Annotated in this window: 9 protein-coding genes; 3 read left to right on the forward strand and 6 right to left on the reverse strand. The window is 71.5% G+C overall.

Translation table 11 applies throughout. The features are described 5' to 3' along the window. Window positions 1–13: 13 nt before the first annotated feature. Both ACIPPS_RS13700 and ACIPPS_RS13705 read right to left on the reverse strand, forming a co-directional pair. Entirely contained in the window at window positions 14–1060 is a 1047-nt protein-coding gene (locus tag ACIPPS_RS13700; protein ID WP_401430596.1) for an iron-siderophore ABC transporter substrate-binding protein, read from the reverse strand. 252 nt (window positions 1061–1312) lie between these two features. After that, window positions 1313–2665 carry a lysine N(6)-hydroxylase/L-ornithine N(5)-oxygenase family protein gene (locus ACIPPS_RS13705; protein WP_401430598.1) on the reverse strand — a complete coding sequence of 451 codons (1353 nt, stop codon included), beginning with the start codon at window positions 2663–2665 and terminating at the stop codon, window positions 1313–1315. Between the two features lie 250 nt (window positions 2666–2915). Between ACIPPS_RS13705 and ACIPPS_RS13710 the strand changes: the two genes are divergently transcribed. Further along, complete coding sequence (locus ACIPPS_RS13710; RefSeq protein ID WP_401430600.1) at window positions 2916–3863, forward strand: methionyl-tRNA formyltransferase; 948 nt, start codon at window positions 2916–2918, stop codon at window positions 3861–3863. A 69-nt stretch (window positions 3864–3932) separates the two neighbouring features. Here ACIPPS_RS13710 and recQ read toward each other — a convergent pair whose 3' ends face one another. Both recQ and ACIPPS_RS13720 read right to left on the reverse strand, forming a co-directional pair. Continuing rightward, complete coding sequence (recQ, locus tag ACIPPS_RS13715) at window positions 3933–6017, reverse strand: DNA helicase RecQ (RefSeq protein WP_401430602.1); 2085 nt, start codon at window positions 6015–6017, stop codon at window positions 3933–3935. A gap of 250 nt (window positions 6018–6267) precedes the next feature. Then, complete coding sequence (locus ACIPPS_RS13720) at window positions 6268–7686, reverse strand: aminopeptidase P family protein (RefSeq protein ID WP_401430604.1); 1419 nt, start codon at window positions 7684–7686, stop codon at window positions 6268–6270. Between the two features lie 156 nt (window positions 7687–7842). Here ACIPPS_RS13720 and ACIPPS_RS13725 point away from each other — a divergent pair, with 156 nt between their 5' ends. Beyond that, window positions 7843–8826, forward strand: coding sequence for a LuxR family transcriptional regulator (locus ACIPPS_RS13725; protein ID WP_401430606.1), 984 nt, complete (start codon window positions 7843–7845; stop codon window positions 8824–8826). 147 nt (window positions 8827–8973) lie between these two features. Here the strand turns inward: ACIPPS_RS13725 and ACIPPS_RS13730 are convergent, their stop codons facing one another. Together ACIPPS_RS13730 and ACIPPS_RS13735 are read right to left on the reverse strand one after the other, a co-directional pair. Then, window positions 8974–10266, reverse strand: coding sequence for a serine hydrolase domain-containing protein (locus ACIPPS_RS13730; RefSeq protein WP_401430608.1), 1293 nt, complete (start codon window positions 10264–10266; stop codon window positions 8974–8976). Window positions 10267–10455: 189 nt separating this feature from the next. Next, window positions 10456–11199 carry a class I SAM-dependent methyltransferase gene (locus ACIPPS_RS13735; protein ID WP_401430610.1) on the reverse strand — a complete coding sequence of 248 codons (744 nt, stop codon included), beginning with the start codon at window positions 11197–11199 and terminating at the stop codon, window positions 10456–10458. Window positions 11200–11461: 262 nt separating this feature from the next. On the opposite strand from ACIPPS_RS13735, the gene ACIPPS_RS13740 reads away from it, so the two are divergent. Then, window positions 11462–12268, forward strand: a complete 807-nt coding sequence (locus tag ACIPPS_RS13740; RefSeq protein ID WP_401430612.1) for a VOC family protein — start codon at window positions 11462–11464, stop codon at window positions 12266–12268. The last annotated feature ends 20 nt before the right edge of the window (window positions 12269–12288 follow it).

Genomic DNA, 12288 nt, shown 5'->3' on the forward strand with positions numbered 1-12288 from the left:
CGGGGACGGGCGCTTACTTGATGGCCGAGATCAGCGGCTCGACCTCGTCGATCGCGTACGGGATCGACAGGACGGTGTTGAAGGAGAAGGCCGCGCCGATGTCCGGGTTCTGGTACGGCACGAACAGGTCGCGCTTCTCCTGGTTGACCTTGAGCTTCTTGTACAGCGGCTCGGCCTTGATGCGCTCGTTGGCCTCGGTGCTGGAGGTGACCCAGACGAGACGGTCGACGTCGAGCACGTTCAGCTTCTCGGCGCTGAGCTCGGCGACGTTCCAGCCCGGCTTGGCCAGGGTGTCGATCTCGGGCTTCAGCTTGAAGCCGAGCTCGTTGAAGAAGATCGCCTTCGGGTCGGTCTTGGTGAAGGCCGAGTACTTGCCGGCTTCGAAGGAGTCGGCGACGGCGATGGTCTTCGTGGCGAACTCGGGGTGCTTGTCACGGACGGCCTTGAAACGGGCGTCGATGTCGGTGATCAGCTTCTCGGTCTCGGCGGTCTTGCCGAGGGACTTGCCGATCTGCCGCGTCATGACCTGCCAGGAGGCTCCGTAGTCCGGGAGGTCCTTGGGCTGCGCGACGACCTTGGTGAACTTCGAGAGCGTGTCGTACTGCTCCTTCTTCATGCCCGAGTACTGGGCGATCACCAGGTCGGGCTTGAGGGCCGCGATCTTCTCGATGTTGTACTCGTCACGCTCGCCGACGATCTGCGGCTTCGTGGAGCCCCACTTGTCCTTCGTCCACGGCCACTTGCCGTACGGCGTCTCCTTGAACCAGTCCACCGCGCCGACCGGCTTGATCCCGAGGGCCAGGACCGCGTCCTGGTCCGACAGGCCCAGGGTGACGATCTTCTTCGGCTCCGCGTCGATCGTCGTGCTGCCGTACTTGTGGTCCACCGTCACGGGGAAGGCGGCGGACTTGGAGGCCGTCGCCTCGCCCGAGGGCTTGGACTCCGTCTTGTCGCTGCCGCCCCCACAGGCGGAGAGAGCGAGCGCGGCGACGGTGGCGACGGCCACCCGGGGGGCGAATCTGACGAGACGCGCCAGAGCGGGGCGTGTACCAGTGGACACGGATGTTCCTTTCACGGGGATGACACGGTGCGTGCCGCGCCCGCCGCGTACGACGACGCGGACGGCGGGCGGGGCGAGTGGGGGCTTGGGGGGGAAGGCCCTCGGGGAGAAGGGTTCCTTCGGCGGACCGCATCGGACGCCGGCGGGACCGGGCGGGCCGGAGTCGCCGCGCGGGTCGGACCGGCCGGACGGGCCGCGTGGACCGGGCGGGGCCGCCGGGCCGGGTGGCCCGACGTCAGCGGCCGCTGCGGGTCAGCGGACCGAGCCGATGCCGTCGGCGACCTGGCGGGGCACGCCCGGGGCGGGCGCGGCACCGCGGTCGACGATCGAGTCGAGGATCTCGCCGACGCGGATCGCGGTGTTGGAGAGCAGCGACGACGTGATGCCGTGGGTGTGCTCCGTGCCGCCCTGCAGGTAGATGCCGCAGCGCAGTTCGGGGTCGGTGGCGATGCGGTAGTCGCGCTCGACGCGGACCCGGCCCTGCGCGTCGAGGTGGCAGCTCTTCGCGACGTCGCCGAGGAGGCCGATGGGGTCCGCCTGGCTGTAGCCGGTGGCGAGGACGACCACGTCGGCGTCGACCACGTTCTCCTCGCCGGTGACCAGGGAGGTGACGGTGGCGCGGACGGTGTCCCCGGCCTCCTCGACGGCGGTCAGGCGCGAGATGTTGAGGAAGCGCAGCCGCTCGGTGCCGAGCACCTTCTCCTGGTACGCCTGCCGGTACAGGTCGTCGATCAGGTCGATGTCCACCACGGAGTAGTTGGTGTTCCCGTGGTAGTCCATCAGTCGGCGCTTGATGTCGTCGGGAGCCGTGTAGTACTCGTCGACGGCGGCGGGGTCGAAGATGCGGTTGGCGAAGCTGCTGTCGTCCGCCGGGCTGTAGCCGTAGCGGGAGAAGACGGCGCAGACCTCGGCCTGGGGGAAGCGGCGGTGCAGGTAGGCCACGTTCTCGGCGGCGCTCTGGCCGGCGCCGACCACGATGAACCGCTTCGGGTCGGTGCCGTCGAGGCTGTCGACCTTGGCGAGCAGGTCGGAGTTGTGCCAGACGCGCTCGGAGCGCTCGACGCCCTCCGGCATCACGGGGCGAAGTCCCGTGCCGACGACGAGGTTACGGGCCCGGTGGACCACCGTCTCGGCGCCCGACCGGGCGGTGACGTCGAGGTACTCCACCACTCCGTCGCGCAGCACGGGCTCGACGGAGATGACCTCGTGGCCGTAGGAGACCATGTCGTCGACCTTGGCCGCGGCCCACTCGAAGTAGTCGTGGAACTCGACGCGGAGCGGGAAGAGGTTCTTGTGGTTGACGAAGTCGACCAGCCGGCCCTTGCTCTGCAGATAGCGCAGGAAGGTGTACTCGCTCGACGGGTTACGGAGCGTCACCAGGTCCTTGAGGAAGGACACTTGCATCGTGGCGTCGTCGATGAGCATGCCGCGGTGCCAGCCGAAGCTCGCCTGGCGCTCGAAGAAGTGAGCAGTGACCGCCTCCTGCCTCCCGACGCGAGCGTTGTGCTCGCTGAGCGCGATCGCCATGGCCACGTTGGACGGCCCGAAGCCGATACCTATGAGGTCATGAACCAGAGGGGTGTCGCCAGGAAGAACCTGTGACATGTCACTCCCATCGTGCGGGACAGCGCCGGTGAGGCGGGGACGAAAAGTACGAGACGCCGACCTCGCCGCGGTGACCGGCCAGCCGAACTTAGGTAAAGCTAACCTGACCTGACTCCCCCTGTCGACTGGGCAAAACGGACAAGCGGCCGATCACGGCGCTGAACGGGCCCAGAATGTGGGCCCGTTGCATCATTAGGTAAGGCTTGCTTTACTTGGCGGCGTTCATTCGCTCTTCTGAGGAGGAACCCCTATGCGGGTCGTCATGTTCGGTTACCAGACCTGGGGGCACCGCACCCTGCAAGCTCTCCTGGACTCCGAGCACGACGTCGTGATGGTCGTGACACACCCCAAGAGCGAGCACGCCTACGAGAAGATCTGGAGCGACTCGGTCGCCGATCTCGCCGAGGAGCACGGCGTTCCGGTCGTCATCCGCAACCGGCCCGACGACGAGGAGCTGTTCGAGCGGCTCAAGGACGCCGACCCGGACATCATCGTCGCCAACAACTGGCGCACCTGGATCCCGCCGCGGATCTACACCCTGCCCCGGCACGGCACGCTGAACATCCACGACTCCCTGCTGCCCAAGTACGCGGGCTTCTCCCCCATCATCTGGGCGATGATCAACGGCGAGCCGGAAGTCGGCGTCACGGCGCACATGATGGACGAGGTGCTCGACGCGGGCGACATCGTCGACCAGCGCGCGGTCGCCGTGGGTCCCACGGACACCGCCACCGACCTCTTCCACAAGACGGTCGACCTCATCGCCCCGGTCACGGTCGGCGCGCTGGACCTGATCGCCTCCGGGCAGACCGAGTTCACCAAGCAGGACCGGTCCCAGGCCAGCTTCTTCCACAAGCGCGCCGAAGAGGACATCCGGATCAACTGGGACTGGCCCGCCGAGGTCCTCGGGCGCCTGGTCCGCGCCCAGTCCGCCCCGTACCCGTCCGCGTTCACCTTCCACAAGGGCAAGCGCCTCGAAATCGTCTCGGCCGTGGTCTCCGAGGGCCGCTACGGCGGTACGCCCGGCCGGATCTTCTACCGCGAGGGCGAGGGCGTCGTGATCGTCGCCGGCGCCGACGCGCGTACCGGCCGCAACCACGGCCTCGCCATCACGCGCGTACGGACCGAGGACGGCACGGAGCTGCCCGCGTCGGAGTACTTCACCTCCATGGGCGGCTACCTCACCAGCCGCCCCTGACCCTCCCGAACTCCGGCGCCCCCAGACGGTCCTGGGGGCGCCGGCCTCTTTCTTCCCCTCGCGCCCGGCTCACTGCCAGTCGTCGTAGGGCGGCTCCGCCTCGTCCTCCGGGTCGAGGGGCGGCTCGTCGTCGAACACCGCCGAGGAGCCCGGCTCCGGGGCGGACGCCCGTGCGGCGGACGACCGCGGGGCGGACGCAGCCGCGGCGGACGCCCCTTCGGCCGGCGCCCCTTCGGCCGGCGCCCCTCCGGTGGGCGGCCCATCGGCGGAGGCCTCTTCGCCGGACGACGCGCCCGGGGCGCGGCATTCGGCCAGGGTGTCCAGGACGCCCTGGGCGTACTTGGTGAGCTTGGCCTCGCCCACTCCGCCGACGGTGCCCAACTCCGCTTGCGTCGTGGGGAACCGGGTCGCGATCTCCCGCAGTGTCGCGTCGTGGAAGACGACGTACGCCGGGACGCCCTGCTCGCGCGCCGTCGCGGCCCGCCAGGCGCGCAGCGCCTCGAAGACCGGCACGGCCTCCGCCGGCAGGTCCACCGGCACACGGGCGCCCTTCGCCGCACGCGACCCGGACTCCTTCCGAGAGCCTGCGGCGGGAGCCTTCTCCTTCCGCAGCGGGACGCTGCGACGGCCGCCGAGGACCTCGCCGCTCGCCTCGGTCAGGACGAGCGTGCCGTAGTCGCCCTCCACAGCGAGGAGACCCTGCGCCAGCAGCTGGCGCACGACCCCGCGCCACTCGGCCGTGGACAGATCGGCCCCGACGCCGAACACCGACAGGCCGTCGTGGTCGAACTGGATGACCTTGGCCGTCTTCTTGCCCTGGAGGATGTCGATGATCTGCCCGGCGCCGAACTTCTGACGCCGCTCCTTGGCGAGGCGCCACACCGTGGAGAGCAGCTTCTGCGCCGGGACCGTGCCGTCCCAGGACTCCGCCGGTGTCAGACACGTGTCGCAGTTGCCGCAGGGTTCGCCCTGCTGCCCGAAGTAGGCGAGCAGCCGCACCCGGCGACAGTCGACCGTCTCGCACAGCGCGAGCATGGCGTCCAGGTGCGTGGCCAGGGAACGGCGGTGCGCCTCGTCGCCCTCGGAACCCTCGATGAGCTTGCGCTGCTGGACCACGTCCTGCAGTCCGTACGCCAGCCAGGCCGTGGCCGGCTCCCCGTCGCGCCCGGCCCGGCCGGTCTCCTGGTAGTACCCCTCGACCGACTTCGGCAGGTCGAGGTGGGCGACGAAGCGCACGTCCGGCTTGTCGATGCCCATGCCGAACGCGATCGTCGCCACGATCACGACGCCGTCCTCCCGCAGGAAGCGGGCCTGGTTCGCCGCGCGCGTCCGGGCGTCGAGACCGGCGTGGTACGGCAGGGCGTCGATGCCCTGCTCCGCCAGGAAGGCCGCGGTCTTCTCCACCGAGGAGCGCGAGAGGCAGTAGACGACTCCGGCGTCCCCGTCGTGCTCGGTGCGGATCAGTTCGAGGACCTGCTTGAGCGGGTTGTTCTTCGGGGCGATGCGGTACTGGATGTTCGGCCGGTCGAAGCTGGCGACGAAGTGCCGGGCGTCCTGGAGACCGAGCCGGGCCGCGATCTCGGCGTGGGTGGCCTCGGTGGCCGTCGCCGTCAGCGCGATCCTCGGCACCTTCGGCCAGCGCTCGTGCAGCATGGACAGCGCGAGATAGTCGGGCCGGAAGTCGTGGCCCCACTGGGCGACGCAGTGCGCCTCGTCGATCGCGAAGAGCGACACCGTGCCCCGGTCGAGCAGTCGCTGCGTCCCCTCCGTGCGCAGCCGCTCGGGGGCCAGGTAGAGCAGGTCGAGCTCGCCGGCGACGAAGGCCTGCTCGACGGTCTGCCGCTGGTACGGGTCCTGCGTCGAGTTCAGGAATCCGGCCCGCACGCCGAGGGCCGTGAGCGCGTCCACCTGGTCCTGCATGAGCGCGATCAGCGGCGAGATCACCACGCCCGTGCCCTGTCTGACGAGCGCCGGGATCTGGTAGCAGAGCGACTTGCCGCCGCCGGTCGGCATCAGGACGAGGGCGTCGCCGCCCCCGACGACCTGCTCGACGATCTCCTGCTGCTCGCCGCGGAAGGAGCTGTAGCCGAAGACGCGGTGCAGTACCTCCGACGCGTCGGAGGTGGTCGTGGGGGAAGCTTGCGGAAGGGCCATTCCAGAAGCCTAGCCGCGACGGCCGACACTCCGTGCCGGGGCCGGTCAACCTGTGGACAACCCCGGCCCGGCTCCCCTGTGGACAACCACTGCGGCCCCGGCCCCGAAGGCCCCGGGCCGCAGGGCCGCAGAGTCTCAGGGCCGCAGGGTCAGAGCCGCAGGACCGCAGGGGCAGGGCCGCAGGACCGCAGGGGCAGGGCCGCAGAGCCTCAGGGGCTCAGAGCCCCCAGCGCCTCTGCGCCCTCATGGCTCAGCCCGCGACCCGGGCCATCCACGCCTCGACGTCGTCCGCCGAGCGCGGCAGGTCCGCCGACAGGTTCTCGTGGCCGTCGGCGGTGACGACCAGGTCGTCCTCGATCCGGACACCGATGCCGCGCCACTCCTCGGGAACCGTGAGGTCGTCGGGCTGGAAGTAGAGGCCCGGCTCGACGGTGAGCACCATGCCGGGTTCGAGCACCCCGTCGACGTACTCCGTGTTCCGGGCCCGCGCGCAGTCGTGGACGTCCAGGCCCAGCATGTGACCGGTCCCGGCCATCGTGAACCGGCGCTGGAGACCGAGCTCGTACGCGCGCTCGGCGGGCCCCTCGATGAAGCCCCACTCGACGAGCCGGGCGGCGAGGTACCGCTGGCACGCCTCGTGGAAGTCGCGGTACGCGGCGCCCGGCTTCACGGCGGCCATTCCCGCCTCCTGGGCCTCGTACACCGCCTCGTAGACCGTGCGCTGCACGGGCGTGAAGGTGCCGCTGATCGGCAGGGTGCGCGTGACGTCGGCGGTGTAGAGGGCGCGGGTCTCCACGCCGGCGTCGAGGAGGAGCAGCTCCCCCGGACGTACCGGGCCGTCGTTGTCCATCCAGTGCATGATCGTGGCGTGGTCGCCGGCGGCGCAGATCGAGCCGTAGCCGACGGCGTTGCCCTCCAGGCGGGCGCGGCGGAAGAAGGTGCCCTCGATCCAGCGCTCGGACGTGGCGACCGCGCGGGACAGCTCGCCGATGGCGTCGGTGAAGCCGCGCACGGTGGAGTCCACGGCCTTGCGCATCTCGGCCAGCTCCCACGCGTCCTTGACGAGCCGGAGGTCGCTGAGCGCCTCCTCCAGTTCCTCGTCGCGCTCCTCGTCGGTGGAGACGGCGGCCTCCAGGGCCGGGTCCACGCCCCGGACGATCCGGGTGGGCACGGCGGAGGCGGCGGACGCGGCCAGGTCGTGCGCCGCCGTGCGGACGTCACGGCAGGCCAGGCCGAGGACGCGCGCGGACTCCGCGAGGGAGCGGCGTCGGCCCATCCACAGCTCGGCCGTGGCGCCCGTCCAGAACTCGTCGTCGTCCCTGCCGTCCCGGGGCAGCTGGTAGCAGTAGGCGTCGTGGCCGCCGTCCGCCCGGGGTTCGAGGACCAGGGCGCCGTCCCGTGCCTGGTCGCCGGTCATGTGGACGTAGCCGGTGTACGGGCGGAAGGGGTAGGTGTCGTCGTTCGAGCGGACCTTGAGGTTGCCCGAGGGGATCACGAGGCGTTCGCCGGGGAAGCGCGCGGAGAGCGCGGCGCGGCGGCGGGCCGCGTAGGGGGCCTGCTCGTCGAGGACCAGGTCGTGCCGTTCGGTGTCCGCCCAGCCGGTGCGCATGAGCGCGGAGAGTTCCTCGGAGATCCCCGTGTACAGGCTGTTCTTCCGCCCCTTGGCCACGTCATGTCCCTTCGTCCGTGTGCGCCGAGCCGCCTCCCGGTCCCGGACGGCTCCCAGGGCACCGGACGATAGCCCTCGGCGCGTGCGCACGGGGCCGGGGAGTGCCACTGGCACAGATCGGCCAACCGGCGCGGTGACCCGTCGATAATGCGTGGCATGACGCACGCGAAACTCGGCGAGGCCCTGCGGCTTCTGGGGGTCGGCGAGACCGCCGTCCGGGTCTATCTGACGCTCCTGGAACGGGCGCCCGCTCCGCTGGAGGCGATCGGTCCTGCCGCGGGCCTGGGCAGCGCCGAGCTCGCGGCGGCCTACGGCGAGCTGGCCGACGCCGGTCTGGCCAGTGCGGCGGACAAGGGTGCGGACGTGGTGGCTCCGGTACCTCCGGCCGCCGGTCTGGAGATCCTCGCCCGGCACCGGGCGGCCGAACTTGAGGAGTCGCGGCTCGCGGTCGGCGGCGCCTTCGAGGCGTTCCGTCGCCGTCGCCTCGCCGCCTACGACGACCGGTTCGTGGAGGTCGTCACGGGCGATGCCGTCGGTCCCCGGATGCGTCAGGCCTGGGCGAGCGCGCGCGAGCAGATCCGGCAGTTCGAGTCCCCTCCCTACTTCCCCGTGCCGGGCGCCACGGAGGACGCGCTGGCCACCCTGGCGCGCCGGGTGACGCAGCGCGTCGTCTACTCACGGGAGTCGCTGGAGCACCCCGGGCATCTGAAGGACGCCATCGAGCCGTGTGTCGAGGCGGGCGAGCAGGCCCGGGTGCTGCCGTCGGTGCCGGTGAAGCTGGTGATCATCGACGAGGCGTACGCGCTGGTGTCGCTGCCGAGCAGGGAGGCGGACGTGCACCACTCGATGCTGGTGGTGCAGCCGTGCGGACTGCTCTCGGCGCTCGTCGCGCTGTTCGAGCAGACCTGGCGGAGCGCCCTGCCGTTCCACGGCCGTACCACCCGCCCGGGCGGCCTCCCGCCCGCCGACCGGCGGCTGCTGTGGCTCCTCGCGGGCGGCGCGAGCGACGAGGTCGTCGCCCGTGAGCTGGGGATCAGCCGCCGCACGCTGTTCCGGCGGCTCCAGATCCTGATGGCCCGGCTGGGCGCGGCGAACCGCTTCCAACTCGCCCTGCAGGCGCAGCGGTCGGGGTGGCTCTGACCGGCCCCGCGCGCGGCCGGCCCGGGACCGCCCCCCTCGGGCGGCGCGGCCCAGGACCGGCGCGGCCCGACGGGTCGGTGACCGTGGACCAGCGGCCCGACGGGGCGGTGACCTGGATCAGCTGCCCGACGGGATGGCGACCGTAAATCAGCGGTTCTCGCGGAGGTCCTGCTCGGCCGGGAGCGCCGCGGGGGCCGACGCGTCGAGCGCCGCGCGGGACGACGGCTTCGGCGCGGTGGGCTTGCCGCAGAACGCTGCTTCCAGCGTGCCGCCGAGCGCGGTGTTGGCCTCGCCCCGGTTGGAGGTGTTCGCCATCGCGGCGAGGCTGCGACGGCCGTCCCGGGTCGCGAAGGTGTACGTGTAGAAGCCCTGCACGGTCCCGGTGTGGCCGTACACCCGCGTGCCGCAGGAGAGGTCGTAGCGGCGCAGGCCGAGGCCGTAGAACCGGGTGTTGGTGGCGTCGGTCGGGGTGACCGTCGTCATCGCGTCGAGCATCCGCGGCGACAGCAGCCGGCCCTGCATCAGCGCGCTGGTGAAGGTGTTGAGGTCCTCCGGGTTGGAGATGACCGCGCCGGCCGACTGCGCCCAGGAGACGGTCTGTTCCGTGGAGTCCACGAGCGGTGCGCCGGCCTCGTCGGGGTGCAGGTAGCCGCGCACCTGAAGCCCGGCGATGCGGGTGTCGGGGTGGACGTAGGAGGTGTTGCGCAGCCCCAGCGGCGTGAAGATGCGGCGCTGGTACGCGTCGGCCACCGGCTGGCCCGTGGCCTTCTCGATGAGCATCCCGACGACCACGAAGTTGGCGTTCGAGTACTTGTACGCGACCCCGGGCTCGGTGGTGCGGGGCTCGCTCAGGGAGAGGTTCACCAGCTCCTGGTAGCTGAAGACACGGTTCCGTACGGCCTCGAAACCGGGCACCGTCCGGTTGAACATGGCGTCGGTGTAGTCGGCGAGACCGCTTCGGTGGGTGAGCAGGTGGCGCACCGTGATCCGGTCGTCCGGCAGCAGCTTGGGCAGGTAGCGGTTGACCGGCGCGTCGAGCTCCACCTTGCCCTCGTCCACCAGCTGCAGCAGCACGACGGCGGAGAAGGTCTTGCTGACGCTGCCGATCCGGAAGCGCCCCTGGGTGTCCATGGGCGCGCCCGAGACCCGGTCACGGACGCCGAGGGCGCGCGTCTTCACGCCGCCGGGGCCGGTGTAGCGGGCCATGGCGCCCGGTGCGCCCTTGGCCATGGCGGCGCTCAGCGCGCCTGCGACGCCCTCCATGTCGGGGAGTCGGCCGGCGGCGGGGCGGGTGGCGGCGCCGACCGCGGCGACGGGGTCGGTGGCGGTGGCCGCGGCCGGTGCGGCGGCGACGGCGCTGGTGGCGGGGGCGAGGCCGGCGGCGAGCGCGGCGACCAGGGTGGTGCAGAGGGCAAGGCGTCGTTGCGGCGACAGGGGCACGTGGATTCCTCGGCTCGTTCGGCACGGCACACGGCCAGCGGTGTGCCGTGGGTTCCGGCCGACCCGGGCGCGGCGCGCGCCGTCTCCGGAACCCATGGATCATGAGTGCCAACGCCCGCGAACGGTTCCTGACACGGGCCACGGGTTCCGGAGCATGCCCTTCCGTCACCCCCTACGGGGTGGACGCCCTCAGGCGCGGCAGCGCAGCATCTCCAGCGGCGGGCTCGCGAAGAAGTCCGCCCAGAAGTCCTCGCCGAACTCGCGGATGCCCGCCTCGGACACCTGCAGCGGCACCCATTCCAGCTCGCCGAACCCGGCCGCCCGCAGAGACCGCTCGTAGACCTCGCGGCGCGGGGCCCCGGCGACGATGGTGATCGGCTGCGGGTCGAGCAGCGCGGTGACCCGCACCCGGGGACCCGTCTCGGTCTCCTCGCCGGCCGGCTCGCAGCGGAACCCGTACGCCTCCAGGGACGCGCAGTCGAACGCGTAGTCGGGCTTCTGGGCGAGCACGAAGAACTCGCCCCCCGGCACCAGGTTGCGGTGAATGGCGGCGCACATCCGCTCCATGGTCGCGATGTCCTCGGCGTAGTTGAGACACTGCACGCCCAGCGCGATGTCGAAGCGCCGGTCGAGGAGCGGCAGTTCGGCCACGTCCCCGACCTCGTAGCGAGCGCCCAGCGGGTCGCGCCGCTCGATGTCACGGGCGGCGGCGATCATCTCGCCGGAGATGTCGACACCGAGGACGTCCGCGGCGCCGCGCCGCTTGACCTCCCTGCTGTAGAAGCCGGTGCCGCACGCCAGGTCGAGCACCGACCTGCCGCGCACGTCCCCGATCAGGCCGAGGAAGCTCGGCACCTCCCCGTACCGCGTCAGCGGCAGGGACTTGAACCCCTCGAACGCCTCGCCGATCTCGTCGTACTGCTGCACGCTCACGTGCTGCCCCCTTCAAGTGGATCGTGGTCGTGCCGCGAGTCTCCTCCGACCCCGTCGCGCCTCCGTACTGGCGGATGGCACGAAAAAACCGACCGGTCGACCCGCCTTTCGCCCAAGACCGGCGGCCGACGAGCGGCGATGAGTTCCGCGGGCGTACGGAGTCCACCCTTCGGCGCGCCTGCCACCACCGGCCACCGTCCGTCATGCGCGACGGACGGCCCGGTGCCAGGCTGGCGTCACAGGACCTCCGAAGGGAAAGCTCATGATCATCACCGACGCCGCCCCCGGCACCCCCTGCTGGCTCGACCTCGGGGCGCCCGACGTCCCGGCCGCGGCGGCCTTCTACGGCGCCGTGCTGGGCTGGGAGTACGAGGCCATGGAAGGCGGTGAGGACGAGGGCATGGAAGGCGGGATGTTCCGCAGGGACGGCAAGACCGTCGCGGGGCTCGGCAAGCTCACCGAATCGGGGGCGCGCCCGGCCTGGATGATCTACTACGGCGTCCCGGACGCCGACGCCACGACCCGGGCGGTCGAGCAGGCGGGCGGCACGGTCCGGGTCGCCCCCCGGGACCTCGGCGACTGGGGCCGGATGGCGCAGTACACCGACCCGCAAGGCGGCCAGTTCGCCGTCTGGCAGCCGGGCAAGGACACCGGCGTGGAGCTGGTCGACGCGCCGGGGTCGCTCTCCTGGACGGAGCTGTACACGAGCGACGCGGAGGCAGCGAAGCGGTTCTACAGCGACGTCTTCGGCTGGTGGTACAGCGACATGGAGCTGCCGGGCGGCGGCGGTACGTACTCCCTGGTCACCCCGGCCGGTCTGCCCGAGACCCGGATGCAGGGCGGCATCATGGCCCTGCCCGCGGAGCAGCTCACCCTGACGAACGGCCGGCCGTACTGGCACCCGGTCTTCGACGTCGAGGACTGTGACGCGGCGGTCGCCCGGGTGACGGCGAACGGCGGCAGCGTGCAGATGGGCCCGGACGACGCCGAGGGGGTCGGTCGGCTGGCGGTCTGCCTCGACCCGTCGAACGCGGACTTCGTGGTGCTCACCCCGGAGCAGCAGTCCTGAGCATGCTGGCCCCGGAGCAG

It is taken from the genome of Streptomyces sp. NPDC090127 (assembly GCF_044746945.1).
Taxonomy (GTDB): Bacteria; Actinomycetota; Actinomycetes; order Streptomycetales; family Streptomycetaceae; genus Streptomyces.

What these genes read in the sequence shown, in the direction of transcription:
- ACIPPS_RS13740 (WP_401430612.1), top strand. Translation starts at nt 11,462, where the DNA reads ATGATCATCACCGACGCCGCCCCCGGCACCCCCTGCTGGCTCGACCTC.
- recQ (WP_401430602.1), bottom strand. Translation starts at nt 6,017, where the DNA reads ATGGCCCTTCCGCAAGCTTCCCCCACGACCACCTCCGACGCGTCGGAG.
- ACIPPS_RS13710 (WP_401430600.1), top strand. Translation starts at nt 2,916, where the DNA reads ATGCGGGTCGTCATGTTCGGTTACCAGACCTGGGGGCACCGCACCCTG.
- ACIPPS_RS13705 (WP_401430598.1), bottom strand. Translation starts at nt 2,665, where the DNA reads ATGTCACAGGTTCTTCCTGGCGACACCCCTCTGGTTCATGACCTCATA.
- ACIPPS_RS13725 (WP_401430606.1), top strand. Translation starts at nt 7,843, where the DNA reads ATGACGCACGCGAAACTCGGCGAGGCCCTGCGGCTTCTGGGGGTCGGC.